Raw genomic sequence first — 24,740 nt, 5'->3', positions numbered from 1 at the left:
AAAATAACCTTATACTCCGCTATAGGCGCTAAATCCACCGTCAATAGGGACTACTATTCCAGTTACAAATTTAGAAGCTTCACTACATAACCAATGAATAGTACCATTTAATTCCTCAGCTTCTCCAAACCTGCCCATTGGCGTTTGGGCAATGATAGTTTTTCCCCTATCGGTTAAACTTCCATCTTCATTTGTAAGTAATTTTCTATTTTGCTCACCTATGAAAAACCCGGGGGCAATGGCATTCACCCTTACTCCTCCACCAAATTTTAAAGCCATTTCTACAGACATCCATCTTGTAAAATTATCGATAGCCGCTTTTGCAGCAGAATAACCAACCACTCTGGTGATCGCTCTTTGTGCCGTCATAGAGGAAATATTAATCATTACCCCTGCATTATTTTCCGCCATAACTTTCCCAAAAACGATAGAAGGAAGAACAGTACCGTTCAGATTTAAATCCGAAACCTTTTTAAAGTCTTCAATTGAAAGATCAAAAATTGTCTGGTCTGGGGCAATAGTCGCTCCAGGCATATTCCCCCCTGCAGCATTAATCAAAATATCAATTGTCCCCCATTCTTTTACAATTTTGTCCTTTGCAGCTTCAAGTTGTTCCTTATCCAACACACTTGAAACCAGGGCCATGGCTTCTCCACCCAATGCTTTTAATTCTTCCACTCGCTTTTCAGTAGCATCGGGACGTAAATCCAGGATAGCAACTTTTACTCCCTGCTTAATCAGATGAATAGCCATACTTCCGCCTAAAGCTCCTGATCCACCTGTAATAATTGCCACCTTTCCAGTTAAGTCAAATTCCTGATTACTCATTTTCATTCTTTTTATTTAAAATCCAGTATTTTTATGACACTTTCAAATTACTCTTATCCTTTTGAATAAGCTAGATTTATCACAAATTTGAGGATGAAAGAAAAGAAGAAAAAGGTTAAATCAAAGGAAATGAAGATGATTATTTACGGGAACGTTTCTGATAACGTTTCCGAACTTTTCCCTTTTCTGTTCATATTTTAAAAGAGGAAATAATTATCATGGAGGAACTTATCATCTTAGCAAAATAAAAAAAGCTAAATTTAACCATAACTAATTGATGATATGATCAAGACTTCATTCGAGCAATAATTCTTGTAATTTTTATTCAGATAATAATAAATGAGAAAAGAAGGTCCTGAATTAATTTATTCCAATTCAAAATTTTTAATTCGTCCCTGGCAGATTGGCGATGAAGTCACGCTTGCTCAAAATGCAAATAACAAAAAAATCTGGGCAAGTTTAAAAGACATATTTCCATATCCCTACACAATTGAAGATGCTAAAACCTGGATAAACCTTGCAAACTCTAAAAGCTCTACCAGTGATTTTGCTATTGTAGTGAACGGAGATGCAGTAGGTGGAATTGGATTTATTCCAGGTGAAGATGTTTATAGAGGAAATATGGAAATTGGTTTTTGGATTGGGGAAGCATACTGGGGAAAAGGGATTATGACAATGGCAGTAAATGAAATGGTTAAATGGCTTTTTGACAGTTTCCAAATTAATAGAATATTTGCTTCTGTTTTTGCCTTCAATAAAGGATCTATGCGGGTTTTAGAAAAAGCAGGGTTCGTATTGGAAGGAAAATTTAAAAAAGCCTTGATTAAAGACAATCAAATCATAGATGAATACATTTTTTCTATTTTAAATAGTAAGTTATATCATTAATTTATTCCCGTAAGGACGATTAAATCACATATTTTTTTAAATTTATCTCTTAGTTATTTTTTGCAGGAATGAATTAATTTTTTGAAGGTCTAATTTCATTGTAGCCTCAACATTTACCTATTTTTATCAACAAATTTTTATTCTGCTTTATCTCAATAAAGATTATTTTTTTAACATGGAGTTGGATTTAAACAGTAAGACAAAAGAAGAGTTGATCGAAAAGATTCGCTGTTTAGAGGAAAAAGTAGAAAAATTGGAGGAAAGGCAAAGTTCCACAAATGGGCTAAGTGAATCCGAATATTCCAGTTATCCAGAAGTCTATTTACCTAATCATTATATTGCCAAGCATAATTTGGATGGTCAGTTAATTTTTGCCAATGAACTGGTAAAAAAAGATTTCAATGTAACCAATGAAGATAATACTTATAAAAAATTACAGGACATTCTTATTCCCGAATATAGGATTGGTTATGAAGTTTATCTCCAAAAATTAACCGAAACCAAAACTACCAGGGGTTACTTTTCCCTAATCGACCAAAACGGAAAAAAAAGAATTTTCGACTTTATTTCCCATTTAATATCCACCAACGAAAAACCTTATATTTTAGGTCTTGCCAAAGACATTACAGAGCAATTTAAGAAAAAGAAAATCTTAAAGGCATCGAATATCTTCTACAAGAGCATATTCAAGGACAGCCACAATATCATATTCCTGCTGGATGAATATGGTAGGGTGATAGATTTTAATGATACTGCGCTGAGATATTACAAATTAAAGCGGGAAGAAATTATTGGATCCACTATTTATAAAATTTTAGAAGACAACAATGTCAGGGTAAAAAATTCCCAGGAAGAACTTTCCTCAATTTTTAATGGGACTAATAAAATTGTAATTGAAGGCAAAAACAGATTTAGGGGATTATTTGTACAGGAGTTTACCCTTCAGAAAGGTAAATATTTCGATCAGGATTTAGTAATCGCTTATGGTAGAGACATTACTGAAGAAAAAAGAAAAGAAAAGGATAATACAGATAAATATCAAAAATTAAAGGTACTTAACGATACCATTAGACATATTTCTTCTGAAAGTGATATCAATAAGATTCTGGTAAAATCTATTAATATCATTTCCAAGCTAAAAGATGTCATTTATTCTGCGATAATTTCTATAAAGGCACCTGATCCCAATTACCTTTTTAGAATCAATCTTCCTGTGGTGTTGGAAGAACAAGTGATGGAAATTATCCAAACTAAAAAATATGCTTTAATTGAGCGCCAACATCCTGTTGAAATAAGGCCTTTTTCTGTCAATACCAAGCAATCCCTGACCTACCTTTTTATTCCTGTTCACATTTATGGTCAGGTAAAATACATTTATTATTTTGCCCTGAATCCAGGAGTAAATAACCTGAAACTCCAATTAAAATCTCTGGTTGGGGAAATCAATAGTCACATCACTCAGGCTATGCTCCGAAACGAACTGGTGCAAAATGAAGTGAAGTTAAAAACCCTTGCCAATAATGCTCCTTCTTTACTGAGAATGATGGATGTAAACAACAAATTTGAGTTTTTCAGCAATCAATGGTTGAAGTTTACAGGTAATACTCTTGAGGAAGAAAAGAATGGCAAATGGCTGGAAAATATCCACCCGGAGGACAAAGGCATTATTCCAAAATTTTCGGATCATTTTAAAAGCCAGACTAAATATGAAGAAAGTTACCGTCTAAAAAATATTGAAGGAAAATACAGGTGGATATTAGAAAAGGGTACTCCATATTTCGATGATTTTGGAAACTTCAAGGGATTTGTAACTTCTGGAGTTGACATTACCGATCAAAAAGAACAGGAACAAAAAGAAAGTTATGAGAAAATAGTCCGCTATTCAGAAGAACGACTGCAAAAGGCCCTAGAACATGCCATCATTTTCGCCATCACCATCGATCAGTCCGGGAATATTAAGTTTTGTAACCAGTTTTTCATGGATGTTACCGGGTACGACCTGGAGGATCTTCAAAACACCAGTTTATTTGAAATTTTTAATCCAAGTCTGGAGAATGCCGGCCAGCTTCAAATCACAGGATTTTTAGATACTTTCGAAGGGATTTTAAAAACCAAGAGTGGAGAAAAGCTTACTATCCGGTTTAACTCCATTGTGTTGAATGATAAATCAGGAAGCATCTCTTCCATGACCATTGTGGGTGAAGACATCACCGAACAAATAAAAGTCACCAAAGTACTGCACGAAACCAATCAGCTTCTTCAAGACCTTTTTGACAGTGCCAATGACCTCATTTTCATTTTCGATGAAAATGGGAAATTTATGTTCGTGAATAATTCATGGAAGGAATCACTGGGGTATGAAGAGAAAGACTTACAGTTCATTAAATTCGAACATTTAATTCAAAAAGATGCCCTGCCTTCCGTGAAAGTCGAATTGGCTAAGGCAAAGGAGTTGGGTAAATACAATGATTTTGAAACTATCCTGATTAATAAAAATGGAAAGGAACTTAATGTAAAAGGAGCCTTAAGTTGTACCATTGAGGAAGGGAAACCATGTGTTTACAGAGCAATTTTAAATGATTATACAGAAAGATTAAAGGCCGAAAAATCCCAAAATCTGTATTACCAATTGGCCAAGCTGGTGGAAAAAGGCACCCCACTAAATGTGCTTTATCAAAATTTCCACCAATTGCTTAATGAAGCCATAGGGGTGGACAGCTTTATTGTCGCCTTATCCAATCCTAAAACCGGAAAAATTGATTTCCCGTTTTATGCCAATTCCCACACACTTAGAGCAGAAGCAGTTCCTTTTCAGGAATTTGCAAAATATGCGGTATCCACATTCGATCGCCCGATGTTCCTCTATTATGACCGGATTAACAGAATTATAAAAAATAAAAATATTCCACCACAGATTGTGGTGCCCAAAGTATGGCTGGGAGTGCCTCTTAAACTGGAAGAAAAGGTAATAGGGATGATCATTGTACAATCCTATACCAACAAAAATCAGTATAACAAAAGAGATCTGGAATTGCTCACTTTTGTATCCGGCCAGTTGGCAGATGCCATTTTAAGATACCAACACGAAGCTGAGATCAGTAGCCAGGCCGCCCGGCTGGAAGCTATTTTTGAAAGTGGCAGCCACCTCATGTGGTCAATCGATAAATCCTTTAAGCTTACCAAATTTAACAGGAATTTCACCGATACGGTTTGGGATTACTACCATATTGCACCATCGGAAGGAGCTTCAATTTATAAAATTTTCAAAAAGAAAAACAATCATCTTTATCGCTTCTGGTATGAAAAATACAAAGAAGCTTTTGCCGGTTCAACCCAGCAATTTGAGATGAAATTTGTAAATGACAATGGAGAAGAACACTGGAGGGAGATTTTCCTAAATCCTATTTATCACAATAAAAATGAGATATATGAAGTATCGGGAGTAGCTCACGATATCACACAAAAAAAAGTAACTGAACTTGGTTTGGCAGAAAGTGAGGAAAAGTTCAGAAACATTTTCGAATCATTTCAGGATGTATATTTCAGAATTGACCTGGAAGGCGTGATCATTATGATCAGTCCTTCTATTTATGAAATGATTGGAGAAAGCCAAATTGAAGTTTTGGGAAGGTCCATCACCGATTTTCTACTCAATGATATTAAACTTCAATATTTGTTCAAAGAATTGAAAAAGCATGGAAATGTCAGAAACTTTGAAAGCCAGATAAAAAACAAAAACGAGCAGGTAAAAAGTACCATTTCCAACTTTCGTCTGATTTATGATAAATTTGGTAACCCATCTTCGGTAGAGGGAGTTGCCAGGGATATTACCAACCTCAAAAAGGCTACTGAAGATTTAAGAGCAGCCAAAGAAATCGCTGAAAAATCCTTAGAAGTAAAGAAAACATTCCTTTCGAATATGAGCCATGAAATTCGGACTCCTATGAACGGTATTATCGGAATGATAGACCTGCTTACTGAAACCAAACTGGACCAGGAACAGTTTGAATATGTTTCTACAATAAAAAAATCTTCAGAAACACTTCTCACCATTCTTAATGACATTCTCGATCTCTCTAAAATTGAGGCTGGGAAAATGGAACTTAGAATTTCAACTATTTCCCTTAGAAGGCTAATTGATAAATTATATGCCCTGTTTTCGCAACAGGCTATGGTAAAAGATACGGTTTTAACTTACCAGATTGAAGAGAATGTGCATGATGCCATCAAAACCGATGAAACCAGGCTCCTGCAAGTTCTTTCTAACCTTACATCTAATGCCATTAAGTTTACAGAAAATGGCAAAATCGATATTCATATTTCCAGAATTGATGGAGATTCCTCCTCGCAAACCCTGAAATTTAAAGTAAAAGACACGGGGATTGGGATTACCCAGGAAAATCTCAATTTACTGTTTAAGCAATTCAGCCAGGTAGATAATTCCTATACCAAATCATATGGTGGCACTGGTTTGGGACTGGCTATTTCTCAGGAACTTTGCAGAATAATGGGAGGAGAAATCGGGGTAGAATCTGAATTTTACAGGGGAAGCACATTTTGGTTTACTATTAAAGCCGAAAGTGGATCTCCATCCAAAATACCAAAGGTGCTTGAAGTAGAAGATAAAGCCATTTCCAAAACCTTCAAAAGCATTCCTAAAATCCTTATTGTGGATGACAATATGGTAAATTTAAGTGTAGCCGGAAGAATTCTAAGAAAAGCAGGCTGCGAAATTTATGTATCCATTACAGGCCAGGATGCCATTAGAATGGTACAGCAACAGCGATTTGACATGGTATTTATGGATATTCAGATGCCAGTGATGAATGGCATGACTGCAACAAAAAAAATAAAGGAACTGAACCTACCCTACTGCCCCCCAATTGTAGCCATGACAGCCTTTTCCATGCAGGAGGAACGGGAGGAATTTTTGAAAGCTGGACTTGATGATTTTATTTCAAAACCGATTAAGGCTAACGCGTTGATTTCTAAAGTAAAAAAGTGGTTTGAAGAACAGGAAGAGGAAGAACAGGAAAACGTTATGTCCTGGTCGAACAATAAAATTTTGAACTTGTCCACTGCATATGAACTCAAAAAATATGGTGGAGATGAAATACTCATTGAGTCCTATTCTGAATTTGAAAAGGATACTCAAAAGTTACTTAAAAGACTCCATAAAGCCATGAATGCTAATGAGGATGTGAAAGAAGCATTAAGTATTCTTCATACTATAAAAGGAAATGCTGGAACATTGGGAATAGAAAAGATATCCTCTCAGGCAGCTTTAATGGAAGGAAAGTTAAAAATGAATCACAAAAATGATTTTGAAAACAATTTTAAAACTTTAAATGTAGATTTTGAGGAATTTAGGTTAAACTATAAAAAGCTTCTCAATATTTAATATTTTATATATTTTTTATTTGTTAACACAAATAAAAATCATAACTTTAGTTTGATCCCCTTCTTTAAGCATTAATAATACCATGTTCAATTTGTGAATTAGATTAAATTTATTAATTTACATAATAGTATAAGTATTTTTGTTATTTCTTAAAAAGGGAAGAAATCACTTACAAATAGACTTTTTTTATCACCAATTCTTTAACCTTTATGCTTATGGGAAGCAAAACGATACTAGTAGCAGAAGATAGCTCCGTTATTCAAAACATTACCAAAAGAGTCCTTCAATTTCAAAATTATAATATTAAATCAGCCAAAAATGGACAACAGGTAATGGATATGCTAAAGAAAGAACATTTCGATGCCATTCTGTTGGATATCAATATGCCCATTATGGATGGAATGGAATGTGCCAGGCAAATCCGGGATTTACCCGACCAGACAAAGGCAAAAACTCCTCTAATTGCCATAACCGGAAATGCAAAAAATTTCACTGAAGACGACTTTAAAGCAGTAGGTATAAATGAATTTTTACCTAAACCTCTTAATTTTGACACGCTTGTTTCTACTGTAAATCGACTTACGAACAATTAGATTCAACCTGGTTACTTTCCCGGAAAGTTTGATTTAGATTTACATCTTGCAATTAGTCATTTATTATTATTTTTGTTTGGATTTTAAGCCCTTTTATAAGGGCTTATTTATTTTGTCAAAAGAATATTTATACTATTTTTTTTATGGAAATAAAATACACTAAAAATTTTCTGGCTAAACTGGAGGACTTATTTTCCGAAACCACCTATATCCTCAGATATGAAAAAGGGAACTTCAAGTCAGGTTATTGTCTGCTTAAGGATAACAAGGTGGCAATAATCAATAAATATTTTCCACTCGAAGGAAGAATTAACTCTCTGGTAGATATCATAAAGGAAATAGAAATTAATCCTCAGGACCTTTCTGAGAAGAATAAAAAATTGTTTATTGAGATTAGATCAGCTAAACAGGAAGAAGGGAAAACTCTATTTAACTAAATCCGCCTGACTAATTTTAAAAGAACTTGTAGATCAACTGAGAATATTTCTAATTCTCTTATCAAATCAAAAAAAAACAAAAATTGAAAGTCACATTTTTAGGAACTGGAACCTCTCAGGGAGTCCCGGTCATAGCCTCAACAGACCCGGTATGCCAATCTCTTGATTTTCGTGATAAAAGGCTAAGGTCTTCAATTTTTGTAGAAGTAGATGGTCAAAAAATAGTAATTGACACCGGGCCAGACTTCCGACAACAAATGCTCAGAGAAAGAATTGATCATTTGGATGCAGTGCTTTTTACCCATCAGCACAAAGATCATACAGCCGGACTTGACGATATCAGGGCTTTTTACTTTAAACAAAAAATTGATATTCCGGTTTATGCACAGACACAAGTAATCAATCATTTAAAAACTGAATTTTCCTACATGTTTGCGGATAAAAAATACCCCGGAGTAGCCTCCGTTGACATCAGGGAAATAAAGAACAAGCCATTTAGGGTGAATGACACTCTTATTACTCCAATTGAGGTTATGCATTACAAGCTGCCTGTTTTTGGGTTTAGAATAAATGATTTTACTTATATCACTGATGCAAATTATATTGCCGAAGAAGAGCTGGAAAAAGTGAAAGGTTCTAAAATCATGGTCTTAAATGCTTTACAAACCCAACCACACATTTCTCATTTTACACTTGAGGAAGCCATTCAGGTCATAGAAAAAGTAAAACCTGAAAAAGCGTTCCTCACACACATCAGTTATAAATTGGGATTTCATGCAGATGTAGAAAAGTATTTACCTGCACGCATCAGGTTGGCCTACGATGGTTTGCAATTAGAATTATGATTTTGACCATTAAATTTTATTAAAAATATGCTCCTCCAAATTTGTTCTGAATTAATTTTGCCCAAATTTTTTATCAAACGGGAAACTGATAAATTTGATCAACAAAGCGAACAAATATAAAACTCAAGCTTAAAAATGTTAAAGCACCTTCTCATTAAAAATTATGCATTAATCAACCACCTGGAAATAGCCCCCTCTCCTTCTTTAAATATAATTACAGGGGAAACAGGAGCTGGAAAATCAATTATGCTGGGGGCAATTGGGCTTCTTTTGGGTAATCGTGCAGATACCAAAGTACTCTTAAATGAGGCAGAAAAATGCATCATTGAAGGTGAATTTAATGTGTCGGGCTATAAATTAAAAAAATTATTTGAAAGCCAGGACCTGGATTATGATGAAACATCCGTAATTAGAAGAGAAATTACCCCAAAAGGAAAAAGCAGGGCTTTCATAAATGATACTCCGGTTAACCTTGAAACACTTAAAGCCATTTCTACCAAACTGGTAGATATTCATTCTCAGCATGAAACCCTCCAATTAGGGTCAAATGAATTTCAGTTGGAAATTATTGATCTTTTTGCCGGAAACCAGCAGTTTTTGGAAAATTATCAGGAAGCTTTTTCCCAATACAAAAAGGCTTCTAAAACACTTGAAAGGCTCATCAATGAATCCAAAGAATTTAAAACGGCTTTTGACTATAACAGCCATTTGCTTGAAGAATTAGATCAGATAAAACTAGAGGAATTTAAGCAGGAGGAGCTTGAAAAGGAGTTAGAGAAACTGGAAAATGCAGAAAATATAAAAGCAAATTTAAATGCAGCACTGGAATACCTTTCCAGAACAGAGTTTTCGGTAGAATCGGGAATAAAATCTGCTATGACTGCGCTTGCCCACCTGGGTGAATTTTCTAATAAATATGCAGAATTAAAGGAAAGGCTAAAAAGTACTCAGATTGAAATACAGGACATAGCTTCAGAGATAGAAAGTGAAGAAAGCGAACTTTTTCTGGATCACGAAAAAATTCAGTTTCTTAAAGATCAACTTGATCAACTGTATTCTTTACAAGCAAAACATCATGTCCATACCATTGAAGAGCTGATTTCCATCAGAGAAGAACTGCAGGAAAAGGTTGACCAGGTAATCAACTTTGATGAAAAACTTGAGGCAGCAAAGGCAGAGAAAGAAAAAGCCTATAAAAAGGCTTTTGAATTGGCCAATCAACTTTCAGAAAGAAGAAAGGCAATTTTCCAAACTCTTTCTCAAAACCTGGACGGCCTTGTTGCCCAGCTGGGAATGCCAAATGCTTCAAATTCCATTTTCCACAAAAACATTGACCTGGATAAGTTTGGAATGGATAGTATTAAGATTCTTTTTTCTGCCAACAAAGGCGTGAAACCAGAGGAACTTAAAAATGTAGCCTCTGGCGGTGAATTTTCCAGATTAATGCTTTCGATTAAATATTTATTGGCAAGTAAAACCCAGATGCCAACGATAATCTTTGATGAGATAGATTCAGGAATTTCCGGAGAAATAGCTATGAAAGTGGGCAAAATGATGAAAGAAATGGGTAATAGGCATCAGGTGATCGCTATAAGCCACCTCCCACAAATTGCAGCAAAGGGGGATCAGCATTATTTTGTTTATAAGGATGATTCTTTTGAAAGATCGGTTAGTAACCTGAAGAAACTAACCCCGCAGGAAAGAATTAAGGAATTGGCACAAATGATTGGAGGAGCAAACCCAACTGAAACCGCATATCAAAGTGCCCGTGAATTGATGGAGATTCAATAACTTATATCATTTCTTTATTTTTTTTAAGCATAAAAAAAGCTCCACAATTTTGCGGAGCTTTAAATTTTATTTCAAAATTTATCTTCAAGCTACATAAGCTTTCAAAATATCCTTACTTCTGGTTCCTTTGAGTTTTTTAATAGCTTTTTCTCGTATTTGTCTAACCCTTTCCCGGGTAAGGTTCAGTTCTTCTCCAATATCTTCCAGCGATCTTGGGTGCTCCTCACCAATTCCAAATGACATTTTTACGATTACTCTTTCTCTGAAACTCAAAGTTGAAAGTACCCGACTGGTTTCTACCTGTAGTGAGTTATGATACTCCAGGTGTTCATCAGTTGCAGGAATATCCTTATTAACCATCACATCAAGCAAAGAATTACTATCCTCGCTATTTAATGGTGCATCTACAGAGGTTTGTCTCACTTCCACCCCCATTGTATTTCTTATTTCTTCGGGTTGCATTTCCAAAATCTCTGACAATTCCTCTGCTGTTGGTTCTCTTTCAAATTTCTGTTCCAATGAAGAGAAAGCTGTCCTGATTTTGTTAATCGAACTTGTTTTGTTTACTGGAAGACGCACAATTCTTGAATTTTCGGCTATTGCCTGCATTATTGACTGTCTGATCCACCAAACTGCATATGAAATAAATTTAAAACCTTTTGTTTCATCAAATCTTTGAGCAGCTTTCACCAGCCCTAAATTCCCTTCATTTATCAAATCATTAAGGGACATACTTTTATTCTGGTATTGTTTTGCTACCGAAACTACGAACCTAAGGTTAGCTTTTACAAGCCTGTTTAATGCAACCTGATCTCCTTCTCTGATCCTCTGGGCCAACTCAACTTCCTCCTCAGCGGTCACCATATCCTCACGGCTTACTTCCGTGAAATATTTTTCAAGTGATTCACTTTCTCGCCTGTTGGTAATGGCCTGTGTGATTTTTAATTGTCGCATATTGATTATTTAAGTTATGAAATTTCTATTCTTTAAACATTAATTACTCTAAAACATCTGATACAAATGTGCCTTTCTTCAAGGGTTTTCCAAACAATTTTGGAGTGAACAGGAAAAATATCCGATAAACCATAATAATTCCCTGATGAAGCCAAACTTGAATCAAAATTTACTATTAAGAAACCATTACATTTGAGTAAAGTTCACAATTATCTTAAATTTATAGTCAGAATTTGATTTTTTATCATTTTTTAACTAAACCTATAAAAAAATGAACAGATCTATACTCAACACATTAACTATTGCACTATTTTTATGCCATGCTTGTAACCAAAAACCTATTGTTACAAAAACAAGTTCACCTGAAGGCAATTCTTTGGCCATAAATAAAAAGACACTGATTGAAAGTTTTGAAGCCTGTGATATCCAAACTGAAAACTGTACCTATATTGAAATCAATTACCCCGAATTGGTTGGAAAGAATGCTGAAAAAATAAATGAACTGGTAAAATCAGAAATTTTCAACTTTTATTTTTCTGATGCAGAAATAGTAGGAGCATTTGATGCTTCCATGATTAACTTCCTTCGAAATTATCAGGAGTTTAAGGATGATTTCCCCGATTCTGACCAAATTTGGAATAAAGAAATTAATTATGAAATTGTAAACCAGACTGATGATCTATTATCATTAAAAGTTCAATCCAATGAATATACAGGTGGTGCGCACCCTAACAACCTGGTCAATTTTTTAAATATTGATTTGGAGGATGGGGAAAAAATTAATCTTGATAATATTATTTCCAAAGATTACCGATCAAAACTGGACCAATTGGTAGATCAAAAATACCGCTCTCAAAATAACCTTACTGCACAGGATAATTTAAAAGAAAAGAAAGGTTTATTTGAGGAAAAAATAAACGCTTCTGAAAATTTTGCCATTACAGATGATGGAATTTTATTTTATTATAATAATTATGAAATTGGACCATATTCCATGGGACCTACAGAAATTTTACTTTCCAATACAGAGTTGGATGGTTTATTAAAAATGAAGTAGAATAATGAAATCCTGTTTCAAATTATTGAAATTTTAGTATCACTTTTGAATCCAAACCAAAAATTTCGGGGGTCTGAGTACGATTATGTAACCTCCTTGCCATATAAGGAACATTGTCATTGATGTATTCTTTTAATCTATTGACATCCAATGCTGCGTTTTTCTTTCCATCGTTGGCAAATCCCTGAATGCCCTTTAAAAAGTAATAAGTAAAAAGGGAATGGGATTCCTGCGTGTACCAGGAAGAAATTTGATTTCCTGCCGAAGAATTGAATATTGTGGCATTATCATTTAACAGAATCTTACTTTTTGCCTGAATATGAATTGGTGATGCGTATTTTATTAACATACCACTTTCAGTATTTCCACTAAAACAGGCATCTATCACTACTGTCAAATTTCTGTAAGGAATACTGGATAGGTTTTTATACAATCTGTCAATAGGATAACCTTCAAAACTTAAAGTAGAAACATCTTCACAATCAGTTGGCACCAAAAATCCCTCATTAGAATTAATATCAGGGGCACCATGACCACTGTAATAAACAAAAACATCCGATTTGTAAGGTTTTACCAGATTATAAAGCCTTGCCTGGTGATTGGTTTCTGTACCAAAAATTCTATTAAAATCCCCTAATGAAGCATCCTCAATGTAAATAATATTTCCTTCCCTATATCCAAAAGTTTTGATCAGGTAGTTTTTCATAGACCTACTATCCGCTGTAGCATAATCTACTGCTGGAATATCTTTGCCCTCATAGTTTTTGTTACCAATTACAATAGCAATGGCATCTTCATTCACGATACCCGTTTCAGGTATGTTGATGTCCACTGAAGATAAACCGGTATTGACAGGATCTGGAAGCACTTCCTCTGTCGGGGTAATTAAAACTGGCTCCTTTTCTTCAACTTCTAAAGGCACCATATCCACCCTGATTTTATGACGGTATTTATAAATCGAGCCATTTGAAAAGTCCACGATTAAGGAAGGAGGAAATAAAAAATCCAGCGCAAGGGCCAAGCCATTTACCCTTCTTCGATCCTTAATTATGGCATCTTCAAAACCATCCTTTTTGAGCACATAATTTTGCTCATTAGTATTATTATTAGGTGTTGAACTGATGGCCCTTCTTACTACAATTTTGCCTTCGGTATTCACACCTGTATCATTGCCATTCAGAAAAACCCTTGCCCCACCGGGATTTGTAGAGATTTTTACATTCTGGGTTGTACCACTAAAAATTGTAGCACAAGAAGAAAGTAAAAGAGAAGAAATTATTAAGAAAAAACAGCCTCTAAATTGAGTTAAAATATTAGCCATCGAAAATTTAAGGTATGGTAAAAATAATTTATACTATTGGATTATTTGATGTTCAATTTAATGCTTTAATAAATGTTCTGCCTGAAAAATATAACAGGACAGAAATATAAAACCCTCAAGCACTAAAATGCTAAGTTAGAATACAATAAAGTTGATGATAAAACAGAATAACAAATCGTTGGTTTTATTCACAATCATTTACAACGGAAAGGAGAAAAAATGGATGTGATTTTTTCCATAAAAATTGAACTTTTTTTCCAACAAAAATAAAACTTCCTGTTTCCTTAAAATATTTACTTTGTAATTAATGAACTTGTTTTAAGTGAAAACATCATTTTGCAAATGGGTTATTTTGCCTTTATTTCGAATATTTTTTTGTTAAATAGAAATACTTTCCGTCCAAATAAGGACCTTCTAACAGTCAAAATATTCCCATTTTTGGCTAAAATTTAAAAACTCAGACAACTTCCCTGAAAAACTTTGCTTTAATTTCCTTAACAATAGAATATTGGAATGATTGTTTCTATAACCTAATTTTCATTTTTTTTCAAAACCTTACATTAACTTTGACCTGAAGATGATAAGATAATTACCTTTTTTTACCCCTATCAGCTTAAATTAATTATTTGGAAAAGGAATAATATGACTATAATTACCCTAAAACTTAGCTACAGGTTATGGTCAAATCCGGGATCAGGTATTATGAATAAATCAACCAGAATCTTTATATACTTAACTTTTTTTATAGCAGTTTTCAGTTCTCCTCTTATCAGCTGGGGACAAGATCCGCTTTTCACTCAATTTTATGCCTCACCACTTTACCTAAACCCCGCACTTACTGGAGAAGTGTCGGACTATAGAGTGGCCACAACTTATAGAGATCAATGGACAGGAATCCCTGGTTCTTTTCAAACCAATATTGTCTCTTTCGATTACAATTTGTCCAAAATGAACAGTGGTGTGGGAATTTATTTCCTGAATGACAGGACTAATGCCCTGGATTTAAAGACCAACCAGATAGCAGCTTCCTATTCTTATAAAATTCCCCTTAGCAAAAAAGTAACTGCCAGGGCCGGGTTACAAGCTGGCTATATTTTCAAAAACTCAGATGTATCAAGATTAACTTTTGGAGATCAGATTGAAAATGGAGGAGGAAATACTTTGGAAAACATCAATAATTTTAATGCCGCCTTAATAGATTTCTCTACAGGATTTGTGGTTTATAGTGAAAAATACTGGATTGGTGCCTCCATGTTTCATATCAATCAACCCAGAAAATCAACGCCTGAGGGGGAAATCTCCATTGATAGCAGATTTTCCATTCAGGGAGGAGCACGTTTTCCTCTGGATTTGTATGACAGACAAAAGACCTCAATTTCTCCGGCTTTTATCTACCAACATCAAGGATTATTTAGCCAGTTAGATTTAGGGTTTAATTACTTCTACAAGCCTGTAATGGCGGGCATTTGGTATAGAGGAAATCCATTTAAGGGAGATATAAATAATCAGGTAAGCCAGGATGCCATTGCTTTTTTGGCTGGATACCAGTATAAATCCTTTTGGTTCGGATACAGTTATGACATCAGTATTTCTGGCTTATCAGGCAGATCAGGAGGGACTCATGAAATATCTATTGTTTTGGAACCGGTTACTCTTACAGGCAGAGACAGGGTAAAATGTCCTGCATTTTATAAAGTTTATTAATTATTTTTAGAGGAGGACACTTTACAAGAAAGGAGAGTAATATCATCTACATAAGCATTTTTCCCCTTAAAGGTATTTAAAAGGGAAATAAGCTTGGAATGAATATCCTTTTGATCCAAACCTAAATTTTCCTGGAGAAATTTCATTAAATATTCTTCTCCAAATTCTTCCCCGTTTTCATCATAAGTTTCGATAAAGCCGTCAGTAAAGCAAAAAATAAGAAAATTACTAAGCTCTTCAAAACTGCCCATATTCAGGAACGGTAAATCTTTAAAACCTCCCAGAATAGTAGTCCCTTCATTCAGTACATTTACCTTATTATTCATAAACAAGAATGGCGGATTATGTCCTGCATTTATGAAATTAAACTTTCTGCTTTCCTTATCATATAATGCAAAAAAGGCTGTAATAAAATTTTCACCATATGAATTTTGCATCACAAGTTGATTCAGTTCGCCTACAATTATTTTTAGGTCATCGGTTCTTCTGGTAAGAATTCTCAGGGCAGCCTGAAAGTTAGACATTAAAATAGCAGCAGGAACGCCTTTTCCTGAAACATCCGCGATACAAATCAAAAACTTATTTTCATTAATAGGTATATAATCGTAATAATCTCCTCCTATAGTATGGTGAGGAAGATAACTCGCCATGATTTTTAAATCATCATTATAAGGCAATTCTTTGGGAAATAAAAGTGATTGCACATCCTTGGCAATATCCAGCTGCTTTTTGTATTCCTGCTGTTTTTGTTCCTTCCGGGCTAATTTTTTGTTTTCGACCGCAACCAGAATAATATTACTAAGTGCATCAATAAAATCCAGTTCCAGAATATCTTCATCCTCCACATTTTCGGATCCACTTAAAAAAGCATAGGCTAAAACAGTTTGTTTATGCTTGATAGGAATAACTTTCTGAAACTCCTCAAAAAATTCAACTCCTTTTGTATATTCTCCAATTCCTGTTATCTCTAATAATTTTTCATCAAGGGGAATATTAGAATAATCGTTTTCAGTACCAAAATAAGTCTTGCAGTTCCACTCTTCATCCAATACATATAAGGCGAGCTTATTTATATTGGGGTTGGACCTGATGATGAATTTATAAATTTTAAATAAATCCCTCTCTGAAGAATTGGAGTTGATTGCTCTAATTGTTTCAAATAAAGACTTAAGCTCAAGTTCCTTAATTTCTAATTTAGTTTCAACGGTTAATGCCATTTGAAATAAAATCCGGTTTATTTTTTAAATAATGAGCTAAAATCGAGAAAAAGCCCCCGAAATCAAACATTATTTCCATGATTAATTCTTCTTTTTCAAAAATTTGATGCACTAAAAATTATTTTTTGAAAAAGTTCTCCAATTTAGAAATTTGAATGGAATTGAACACCTAAAATGAATAATATCTTTATAATTTGTAGAAAAATAGGGAAAGAAAGGAAAATGAAACTTAATTACTTAATATGAAACTAAGTTTACTTTAAGCCCTGGGGATCAAATGCATCTCTTAATCCATTGCCCAAAAGGTTAAATGCCAGCACCATAAAGCTGATACACAAACTAGGTAACAATACCAAATGCCAACTGTTACTTGTTCCAATGGCTCTAAACCCTTCGTTAATCATCATTCCCCAGGAAGGCGTAGGAGGCTGAACTCCCAATCCCAGAAAACTTAAACCGGCTTCAATTAAAATAGCCATTGCAAAATTGGAAGTACTGATAACTACTATAGGTCCAATAATATTTGGTAGAATATGATAAAAAATAATTCTTTTGTTAGAATAGCCCAATGCTCTGGCAGCTTCAATATAGAGTTTTTGTTTTATTCCCATAATTTGCCCTCTCACCACTCGTGCGAATTCTACCCACATGGTTAAACCTACAGCCACAAATGCAACCCAGACTCCTTTATTTTGCAGGGCAAGGCTAATGGCAATAACCAGCATGATAGTCGGTATGGACCAAATGACCGTCATGACCCACATGATGAAATGATCAACTTTTCCTCCAAAAAAACCGGCAATTGCCCCAAATGTAACTCCCACCATTAGTGAGATCAGGAGCGAAATAAAACCAATTGATAATGAAATTCTGGTACCGTATAATAGCCTGCTCAGCATATCCCTACCAGATTTGTCGGTTCCGAGTAAATATGTTCTTTTTTCTACATTATTCTCCCAAAATTCCTTTTCCAATTCCTCCTGGGTAATTTCACAAACTCTTTCTTCAGAATCCAGGTAAATAATCTTGTCCCCTTCTTTTTTATAATTGTAATTATAATCCTTTCCCAATTTGTTGGAAGGACCTACAAAAAGAGGTTTCACACAATTAAGTAATAAATGATCAACTTCCTTTTTTTCCCTTCCATAAGGACGGAAATAAATACTATCCATTAAAATTTTGGGAGTTCCAATAATCGGAACAATGGTATACTCACTTTCCTGTCCATTTAAAATTCGGTCAATTATACCGGCTTTTTCAACAGCCATATTCTTCCGAATTTTTAAAATTCCAACCGAAAAGCCCGGAGTCTTTTTTTGAATTTGAACAGCCCCATCATTGGCAAATGGAGTATTATCTGGCATGATCAAATAACCTAAAGCTGCAACTAAATGAGCAATTACAATCAGAATAAACCCAAAAACCGCTGGTTTATTCTTAAATAGTCGCTTTCTTGCGTAATAAAAAGGGGTTTTATAATTAGGTTGTTGAGACATTCAATACCAATACTTGTAAAAGCTGTAATTTGTAAGGGTTAGTTGTGATAGCCTTTTATTCTTATTTTAAAACCGAAAAATCAAGATTTATTATGGGCAAAAAGTCCTTTTTTTGAGGCCAGATAAAAATACTTTTCACTATAGTCATTTAAATTAACCTCTTCAACTGGCAATTCTTCCGAAACCGATTTAAAGCAAACAATCCATTTTTTATCAAATAACTGCTTTAAACATTTTTTTAATTCAGCATCACCTATTCCTGTTTGTTCTTTTAAATCTGAATAAGAAATGACAAAATACAATTCATCCAAAACTTCATATTCAATGTCAGTCATCTTTATCTTCTTTATAATAGTTTAAACTTCAATCACTTAAACGAATTAAAATACAATTATTTTCCGCTAATTATATTTCCAATCTTTATTTAATCAAATTTCTAAATTACTAATTTGAACAAGTTTTATCTTTCTATTTACAAGAGTATTTTTATTAATTATCTGGCTGATTAGGTGCAAAAAACAACCATATATCAAAGTACCCTTCTAAAAACAAGACTCCTTTCAAAACGTCCTTCCCTTCCAATGATAAGTACCAAATGTCCCGGCAATTGCCATGATTACAATATAGAACGGGTGGATAATGGTCAGGATAGGAATCAACCTTGATAAATACCTTTTTTTGTAAAATCCCAGTACATTATTCAAAAAAGCATATTCAAAAAATAATTTAAGCAAGATTATGGCAATTAGAATTTTCAGGTCTGGTATTCCCCAAAAACCTGAAATTAAAGCCACTACAAATAAAAAATGATAAGAAAAAATTCCCAAAGCCACCAGTTTTGGTGACCTGGCCTGATAATAACTCCACTTCCCCCCCCACCTTTTCCTTTGCTGGAAAAATGACCAAAAATCCGGCTTAGCTGCGGTAGTCACTGTCGTTTGATCATCCTTCAAAAACCTGACACCTTTTGGAAATTTTTCACTGATTTTATGCATTAAAAACTCATCATCTCCGGAAGGAATATGTTCCACACCGGCAAAGCCTTTCACTTCTTTAAATACTTCTTTTCTGTATGCCAGATTGGCTCCATTACACATATTGGGAATTCCAGCCTGCATACATGCAGCACCAGAACCCACAAGACTCATAAATTCAATAGTCTGGAACTTTTCAAATAATGATTTTTCTGGCAGAAAAGTAACCCCGCTGCTTAAAAACACTGCTTTTTGGGAAGCAAAAGAATTATGGATATGCCTAAGCCAATTGGGTCCAACACGACAGTCTCCATCAGTGGTTACTATAATTTCTCCTAAGGAATTTGAGATACCAAGTGTAATAGCCGCCTTTTTATGTGATGGAATTTTCCTTTCAGAAGGAAGTGAAAGAACACGAATTTCAAGAGTTGATTTTTGCCTAAACTGTTCAATTTCAGAAATAGTATTATCCTCAGAATGGTCGTCTATTATGATTACCTCAAAAAACCTAAAATACTGATTTTCAAAATCTTGAAGTAATAAAGGCAAATTTTCCGCTTCATTTCGAACAGGCACGATAACTGTAATTTTCTGGTTATCTTCATCGGGATTTTGTTCTCCTTCAAAAACGTCAATTTTTTTCCAGTGGTAAAATAAAAAAAAAGTAAAGCCACAATACAGGATTGTGGCCAGAGAAATTCCAAGTTCAAAAATCACCCTTTATTCATGCTATGTTTAAACAATCACCTCAATTATCGGAAAATTGAGGTGCAACAATCAAATCTTTAGTACCATGCCCCCAGGAATAAAACCCACAACCGGATTTCACACCAAGCTGGCCTGCATTTACCATGTTTACCAACAAAGGACTTGGAGCATATTTATCATCTCCCAGACCATCCTGCAACACTTTTAAAATAGATAGACAAACATCCAGACCAATAAAATCGGCTAATTGAAGCGGCCCCATCGGATGAGCCATACCCAATTTCATGATTTCATCAATTTCCTGTACCCCAGCGACTCCGGATTGCAATGACAATATAGCTTCATTAATCATAGGCATTAAAATTCTATTGGCTACAAACCCTGGATAATCATTGGCTAATACAGGCGTTTTTCCCAGCTTTTTTGAGATTTCCAACACCGCGCTGGAAGTTGCTTTATCTGTTAAATATCCATTAATTACTTCTACCAGCTTCATGATAGGTACCGGATTCATAAAATGCATTCCAATCACCTTTTCAGGCCGATTCGTAGCAGAAGCAATTTTTGTGATGGAAATTGAAGAAGTATTTGAGGCTAAAATTGCATTTTCAGGGCTTTGTTTATCCAGCTCTGAAAATATTTTCAATTTAAGTTCCTGATTTTCTGTTGCCGCTTCTACTACCAAATCTGCATTTTTCACACCCTCGGAAATGGCAGAGAAAGTTTCAATGTTGCTTAAAGTTTTTGTTTTATCTGTTTCCGATATTTTCTCTTTCTTGATAAGTCTGTCCAGGTTTTTTGAAATGGTACTCAAACCCTTTTTCAGGGCTTCTTCCGAAATATCTACCAAGGCTACTTTAAATCCATTTTGAGCAAATACATGGGCAATTCCATTTCCCATTGTTCCCGCTCCAATTACACTTATGTTATTCATATTCAGTTTGGTTAAGATTTCTATTCTTCAAAAACTCCCCTTACATCTCAATTTTCAGCAAAAAACATCCATCATCCAAGGAGGTTTCATGCATTGCAAATATAAAAGTTTTCCACTCCGAGATAATACAAACTTAATTTAATTGAATGGGGATTTGAATTCAACAACCCTAAAATTAATTCAGGTTTTAAAATCAATTATCTATATTTCCACCAGAATTATAATTTAAATACTATCTTATTGAAGCGGGGATTAAATGAAGGAAATATTACTCATATTTTGTGGTGGAGGATTGGGAAGTTTATGTAGGTTTTTTGTTTCGAAATGGTTGAATCCTGTCTTTAAAATTTATCCATTGGGGACACTTACAGCAAACTTTCTAAGCTGCATTGTATTAGGACTTGTAGCCTATATTCTACTTTCTAAGATTCATGCTGGAGACTGGCTCAGGCCTGTATTCCTGGTTGGTTTTTGTGGGGGATTTAGTACGTTTTCTACATTTAGCAATGAAATTCTCATTATGCTGAGAGAGGGAAACTGGCAATATGGTATTTTTTATATTTTGAGTAGCATTATCATCAGTATACTGGCCTTATTGGGAGGAGGCTGGTTGGGGAAAGTCCTATTCAATTGAATCCTTGTATATAGCATAAAGTCTTTTATCTTGTATTTCCAATCCCCGCTCCATTATGTTGCTTAAAATAGGCATCTACCCTTTCGGCAACATTTTTTCTGATATTCGAATAATACAAATTATATTCAAATACATGGTAATCCTTTAGTATAAACGCCTTATATCCGCTTTTTTTAATTTTACCCACCCTAAGAATTCCATTTTCAAGCTGCCCATCAATTACATTTTTATCAATCTTTTTAAATTTTTTTGATTTCCTGACAAATTTAGTTCCCCCAAGATTCAGGTCATAATGGGCATATGCTTCATCCATAGTCCAGGTCAGAGGATTTGTACCCACAAACTTTTTTTGTGCATTAGATTCAAACTTTTCCCCATATTTTCCATAAAACATCAAATCATTTCTAAAATAGAATGGAGGTTTCTTTTTTATTTTTCCCCCATGAGTATTGAATGAAATGATGCAACCTGTTTGTAAAGCTGAACTGCATGGTTGAATATCCTTAAAAGATTTTTTGAATTTATCCTCCGGAATTGCTGAGGCATTTCCTATTAAATAGGCAGCTACCAACTTCTTGAACAGGGGTTTTCCTTCAAAATATTCCTCTATTAATCTCAAACCATGGTAACTTCCCTGGCTGTGACCTGCAATAATAATTGGTCGGCCATTATTGTAATTTTTTAAATAATATTCAAAGGCATTTTTCACATCCTTATAAGCCAGGTTAAAAACCTCTGTTCTGTTTTTATGGCTCTGTTTTTTCAAGAATGTTCCCAATGAAACCTGTCTGTATCTGGGTGCATAAACTTTGCAGGAACCATTAAAAACAGAAGCCTGATTCATGATCACAAAATCAGATCTTTTATTAAACCTTTTGGTATTTAAATCTGCATTTTTCACCTTCAGAAGCCCTAAAGCAGTCGTTGGATGAATATAAAAAACATCCACTTTTGCATTTTCCTGATTATTTGTAAAATCTGATTCTGAAGGGACAACATCGGCAGGGTCTTCCATTTGAGGCAAAGCAATCCAGTTTTGTGATTCCTTATAATCTGGTGTCAGAGGCTGTTGTTGACCATACCCGGAATAGCTTTTAAACATCAAAAATACAACAAATAAAATTGTAGAATTTTTCAAGGTCATAATTTTTATTCGGAATATTAGTATTTAGACAAAAAAAGAGAAACTACCTTTTTAAACCCAATGCATCTTTTCGAATTTTACTAAGAACTGAATTTTAACATATAGAGTTCTTCGAAAAGTTTCTATTTCATTACAGCAATAAATCAGGGCCTAAAAAATACTAATTAAGCCCTGATATTAATAATTTTAGTTTTCAGCCTCATTATAAAGTTTATCAAGGCCAACAACCTGGTAACTAATACCCTGACTATTCTCCCCCATTGGGTCAAAATATTTGCGCCTTTTTTCAGGCAGTATAGCAATTAGATTTTTAGAAACTCCACATTCTCCAGTAGTTTCTATTTTATAAACAGCATAATAAAAAGGTTTGATTCCCTTCGCGGTTTTCGAGCTTTTCTTCCATTTTACCAGGTTACCCGCATCAGATTTTTTCAAGGTAACCTGTTGAGGTGAATTAGGCAGTTCTTTGGGTTTCCAGGGCATCTCAGGGGGTAAAACTCGATGGGAATAAAGATTTTGTTTTAAAGAATCAACCACATGGTTTGGATTTTTTCTGATTGAGGAAGAATTGTAAAATATATTCCCTTGTATTTTGTCAGAAAAACCGCGGTTATACCTTATCTGATCAGGAATTTCATTGGGTTTAAACCAGGCCGAATCATAATTATTATTAATTTTATAAACACCTTGCCCTATGTAAATATGCCTGTCAGTATCAATGTTAGCCCACCAATTCACCAACGTATCGTAAGCTGCTGGTTTAAAGCCCTTAGCCCAATAGATTTGAGGAGCCATATAATCTACCCATCCTTTTTCCAGCCATACCTTCGTATCGGCATAAAGGGAATCATACGATGGTGCACCTGCTGTGGTTTTTGAACCAAGGCTATCGGAAGCAGAATTCCTCCAAACGCCAAAAGGACTCACTCCAAACTTTACCCTTGGGTCTTTTTTATTTATTAAGGCATAAACATTCTTGATCAGATTGTTAACATTATTTCTCCTCCAATCACCTTTGTCCGTAAAGCTTTCCTTGTATTTTGCAAAAGTTTCATCATCGGGGAAAGGCTCATCCTTTTTGGGATAAGGATAAAAATAATCGTCAAAATGAATCCCATCTACCTCATACCTATCCAGGATTTCCTCAATTATATCAACAATATACTGTTGTACCTCAGGAATACCCGGATCCAACATTTTCAAATTACCATGGGTTACAATCCATTCAGGCTTTTTATGAATAATATTATCCTTATCAATGTTTTTAGTGTTTTTGTTTGTCAGCACTCGATAAGGATTAATCCAGGCATGAAATTCCAATCCTCTTTCCCTGCATGCTTCAAGCATAAATTTTAAAGGATCATAACCAGGTTTTGGCTTTTTTCCCTGCTGTCCGGATAGCCATTCCGACCATGGTTCAAGTTTACTTTTGTAAAAAACATTGGCATTTGGTCTTATTTGTACAAATACCGCATTCAGGCCTTGGTCAGTATGTTGATCAAGAATTTTTGTAAAGGCTGATCTTTGTTTTTTACTATTATAATCACCGTTTTCAGGCCAGTCAATATTCAAGACTGTGGCAATCCACACTCCCCTTAACTCCCTTTCAGGAGCCTCTTGCTGGGCAAATATTGGATTAAAAAAGAGTACAAAAGTGAGTAAAGTAGAAATTAAATAGATTTTAAACATTAGTTTAAGTTATTATGTGTTTTTAATATTGGGCAATCACAAGAAACACCCTCTAAAATATGAATTAAAGAGGTTTTCCTTAATGTTAATCCCGATAGTTATGTTTATTGGAAGGTTTTAGCCGC

General features: G+C 34.5%; 19 protein-coding genes. 9 read left to right on the top strand and 10 right to left on the bottom strand.

Annotated features, from left to right (window positions below; all coding sequences use genetic code 11):
- Window positions 1-9: 9 nt before the first annotated feature.
- Window positions 10-828, bottom strand: a complete 819-nt coding sequence (locus A3EM_RS0105935; RefSeq protein ID WP_157637752.1) for an SDR family oxidoreductase — start codon at window positions 826-828, stop codon at window positions 10-12.
- Between the two features lie 339 nt (window positions 829-1,167).
- Between A3EM_RS0105935 and A3EM_RS0105925 the strand changes: the two genes are divergently transcribed.
- The 6 genes from A3EM_RS0105925 (at window position 1,168) to recN (ending at window position 10,783) form a co-directional block, all read left to right on the top strand.
- Entirely contained in the window at window positions 1,168-1,716 is a 549-nt protein-coding gene (locus A3EM_RS0105925; RefSeq protein ID WP_020527257.1) for a GNAT family N-acetyltransferase, read from the top strand.
- 175 nt (window positions 1,717-1,891) lie between these two features.
- Window positions 1,892-7,117: a PAS domain S-box protein gene (locus A3EM_RS47015; protein WP_020527256.1), complete on the top strand. Its 5,226-nt coding sequence runs from the start codon at window positions 1,892-1,894 to the stop codon at window positions 7,115-7,117.
- A gap of 209 nt (window positions 7,118-7,326) precedes the next feature.
- Window positions 7,327-7,710 (top strand): response regulator, encoded by a 384-nt coding sequence (locus A3EM_RS0105915; protein ID WP_020527255.1) that lies wholly within the window; start codon window positions 7,327-7,329, stop codon window positions 7,708-7,710.
- 143 nt (window positions 7,711-7,853) lie between these two features.
- Complete coding sequence (locus A3EM_RS0105910) at window positions 7,854-8,147, top strand: hypothetical protein (protein WP_020527254.1); 294 nt, start codon at window positions 7,854-7,856, stop codon at window positions 8,145-8,147.
- 83 nt (window positions 8,148-8,230) lie between these two features.
- On the top strand, window positions 8,231-8,992 hold the full coding sequence (locus tag A3EM_RS0105905) for an MBL fold metallo-hydrolase (RefSeq protein WP_020527253.1): 762 nt from the start codon (window positions 8,231-8,233) through the stop codon (window positions 8,990-8,992).
- Window positions 8,993-9,127: 135 nt separating this feature from the next.
- The gene (recN, locus tag A3EM_RS0105900; protein WP_020527252.1) at window positions 9,128-10,783 is read left to right on the top strand and encodes a DNA repair protein RecN; all 1,656 of its coding nucleotides are present in this window, start codon (window positions 9,128-9,130) and stop codon (window positions 10,781-10,783) included.
- An 84-nt stretch (window positions 10,784-10,867) separates the two neighbouring features.
- On the opposite strand, the gene A3EM_RS0105890 is transcribed toward recN, so the two are convergent.
- Window positions 10,868-11,737, bottom strand: a complete 870-nt coding sequence (locus tag A3EM_RS0105890) for a sigma-70 family RNA polymerase sigma factor (protein WP_020527251.1) — start codon at window positions 11,735-11,737, stop codon at window positions 10,868-10,870.
- A 271-nt stretch (window positions 11,738-12,008) separates the two neighbouring features.
- Here A3EM_RS0105890 and A3EM_RS0105885 point away from each other — a divergent pair, with 271 nt between their 5' ends.
- Window positions 12,009-12,794 carry a DUF3298 and DUF4163 domain-containing protein gene (locus A3EM_RS0105885; protein WP_020527250.1) on the top strand — a complete coding sequence of 262 codons (786 nt, stop codon included), beginning with the start codon at window positions 12,009-12,011 and terminating at the stop codon, window positions 12,792-12,794.
- 22 nt (window positions 12,795-12,816) lie between these two features.
- Here the strand turns inward: A3EM_RS0105885 and A3EM_RS0105880 are convergent, their stop codons facing one another.
- Window positions 12,817-14,115, bottom strand: a complete 1,299-nt coding sequence (locus tag A3EM_RS0105880) for a caspase family protein (protein WP_020527249.1) — start codon at window positions 14,113-14,115, stop codon at window positions 12,817-12,819.
- A gap of 642 nt (window positions 14,116-14,757) precedes the next feature.
- Here A3EM_RS0105880 and A3EM_RS41655 point away from each other — a divergent pair.
- Window positions 14,758-15,819, top strand: coding sequence for a PorP/SprF family type IX secretion system membrane protein (locus A3EM_RS41655; RefSeq protein WP_020527247.1), 1,062 nt, complete (start codon window positions 14,758-14,760; stop codon window positions 15,817-15,819).
- Here the strand turns inward: A3EM_RS41655 and A3EM_RS0105865 are convergent.
- The 5 genes from A3EM_RS0105865 to A3EM_RS0105840 all read right to left on the bottom strand — a co-directional run bounded on the left by A3EM_RS0105865 (window position 15,816) and on the right by A3EM_RS0105840 (window position 21,148).
- Window positions 15,816-17,036: a PP2C family protein-serine/threonine phosphatase gene (locus tag A3EM_RS0105865; protein ID WP_020527246.1), complete on the bottom strand. Its 1,221-nt coding sequence runs from the start codon at window positions 17,034-17,036 to the stop codon at window positions 15,816-15,818. The genes A3EM_RS41655 and A3EM_RS0105865 overlap by 4 nt on opposite strands.
- A 254-nt stretch (window positions 17,037-17,290) precedes the next feature.
- On the bottom strand, window positions 17,291-18,532 hold the full coding sequence (locus tag A3EM_RS0105855) for an ABC transporter permease (protein ID WP_020527244.1): 1,242 nt from the start codon (window positions 18,530-18,532) through the stop codon (window positions 17,291-17,293).
- 80 nt (window positions 18,533-18,612) lie between these two features.
- Window positions 18,613-18,867 carry a hypothetical protein gene (locus tag A3EM_RS0105850; protein WP_020527243.1) on the bottom strand — a complete coding sequence of 85 codons (255 nt, stop codon included), beginning with the start codon at window positions 18,865-18,867 and terminating at the stop codon, window positions 18,613-18,615.
- 225 nt (window positions 18,868-19,092) lie between these two features.
- Window positions 19,093-20,223, bottom strand: a complete 1,131-nt coding sequence (locus A3EM_RS0105845) for a glycosyltransferase (RefSeq protein WP_020527242.1) — start codon at window positions 20,221-20,223, stop codon at window positions 19,093-19,095.
- Window positions 20,224-20,254: 31 nt separating this feature from the next.
- Window positions 20,255-21,148: a 3-hydroxybutyryl-CoA dehydrogenase gene (locus tag A3EM_RS0105840; RefSeq protein WP_020527241.1), complete on the bottom strand. Its 894-nt coding sequence runs from the start codon at window positions 21,146-21,148 to the stop codon at window positions 20,255-20,257.
- Window positions 21,149-21,404: 256 nt separating this feature from the next.
- Here A3EM_RS0105840 and crcB point away from each other — a divergent pair, with 256 nt between their 5' ends.
- Complete coding sequence (gene crcB, locus A3EM_RS0105835) at window positions 21,405-21,782, top strand: fluoride efflux transporter CrcB (protein WP_020527240.1); 378 nt, start codon at window positions 21,405-21,407, stop codon at window positions 21,780-21,782.
- 25 nt (window positions 21,783-21,807) lie between these two features.
- Here the strand turns inward: crcB and A3EM_RS41650 are convergent, their stop codons facing one another.
- Complete coding sequence (locus A3EM_RS41650; RefSeq protein WP_020527239.1) at window positions 21,808-22,926, bottom strand: DUF3089 domain-containing protein; 1,119 nt, start codon at window positions 22,924-22,926, stop codon at window positions 21,808-21,810.
- 186 nt (window positions 22,927-23,112) lie between these two features.
- On the bottom strand, window positions 23,113-24,615 hold the full coding sequence (locus A3EM_RS0105825; RefSeq protein ID WP_020527238.1) for a glycoside hydrolase family 10-like protein: 1,503 nt from the start codon (window positions 24,613-24,615) through the stop codon (window positions 23,113-23,115).
- Window positions 24,616-24,740: the final 125 nt, after the last annotated feature.

Origin of the sequence: Flexithrix dorotheae DSM 6795, assembly GCF_000379765.1 — a bacterium.
GTDB classification, from domain to species: Bacteria; Bacteroidota; Bacteroidia; order Cytophagales; family Flammeovirgaceae; genus Flexithrix; species Flexithrix dorotheae.
This window is presented reverse-complemented; position numbering and strand designations above follow the sequence as displayed.

What these genes read in the sequence shown, in the direction of transcription:
- A3EM_RS0105935 (WP_157637752.1), bottom strand. Translation starts at nt 828, where the DNA reads ATGAGTAATCAGGAATTTGACTTAACTGGAAAGGTGGCAATTATTACA.
- A3EM_RS0105925 (WP_020527257.1), top strand. Translation starts at nt 1,168, where the DNA reads ATGAGAAAAGAAGGTCCTGAATTAATTTATTCCAATTCAAAATTTTTA.
- A3EM_RS47015 (WP_020527256.1), top strand. Translation starts at nt 1,892, where the DNA reads ATGGAGTTGGATTTAAACAGTAAGACAAAAGAAGAGTTGATCGAAAAG.
- A3EM_RS0105915 (WP_020527255.1), top strand. Translation starts at nt 7,327, where the DNA reads ATGCTTATGGGAAGCAAAACGATACTAGTAGCAGAAGATAGCTCCGTT.
- A3EM_RS0105910 (WP_020527254.1), top strand. Translation starts at nt 7,854, where the DNA reads ATGGAAATAAAATACACTAAAAATTTTCTGGCTAAACTGGAGGACTTA.
- recN (WP_020527252.1), top strand. Translation starts at nt 9,128, where the DNA reads ATGTTAAAGCACCTTCTCATTAAAAATTATGCATTAATCAACCACCTG.
- A3EM_RS0105890 (WP_020527251.1), bottom strand. Translation starts at nt 11,737, where the DNA reads ATGCGACAATTAAAAATCACACAGGCCATTACCAACAGGCGAGAAAGT.
- A3EM_RS0105885 (WP_020527250.1), top strand. Translation starts at nt 12,009, where the DNA reads ATGAACAGATCTATACTCAACACATTAACTATTGCACTATTTTTATGC.
- A3EM_RS0105880 (WP_020527249.1), bottom strand. Translation starts at nt 14,115, where the DNA reads ATGGCTAATATTTTAACTCAATTTAGAGGCTGTTTTTTCTTAATAATT.
- A3EM_RS41655 (WP_020527247.1), top strand. Translation starts at nt 14,758, where the DNA reads ATGACTATAATTACCCTAAAACTTAGCTACAGGTTATGGTCAAATCCG.
- A3EM_RS0105865 (WP_020527246.1), bottom strand. Translation starts at nt 17,036, where the DNA reads ATGGCATTAACCGTTGAAACTAAATTAGAAATTAAGGAACTTGAGCTT.
- A3EM_RS0105855 (WP_020527244.1), bottom strand. Translation starts at nt 18,532, where the DNA reads ATGTCTCAACAACCTAATTATAAAACCCCTTTTTATTACGCAAGAAAG.
- A3EM_RS0105850 (WP_020527243.1), bottom strand. Translation starts at nt 18,867, where the DNA reads ATGACTGACATTGAATATGAAGTTTTGGATGAATTGTATTTTGTCATT.
- A3EM_RS0105840 (WP_020527241.1), bottom strand. Translation starts at nt 21,148, where the DNA reads ATGAATAACATAAGTGTAATTGGAGCGGGAACAATGGGAAATGGAATT.
- crcB (WP_020527240.1), top strand. Translation starts at nt 21,405, where the DNA reads ATGAAGGAAATATTACTCATATTTTGTGGTGGAGGATTGGGAAGTTTA.
- A3EM_RS41650 (WP_020527239.1), bottom strand. Translation starts at nt 22,926, where the DNA reads ATGACCTTGAAAAATTCTACAATTTTATTTGTTGTATTTTTGATGTTT.
- A3EM_RS0105825 (WP_020527238.1), bottom strand. Translation starts at nt 24,615, where the DNA reads ATGTTTAAAATCTATTTAATTTCTACTTTACTCACTTTTGTACTCTTT.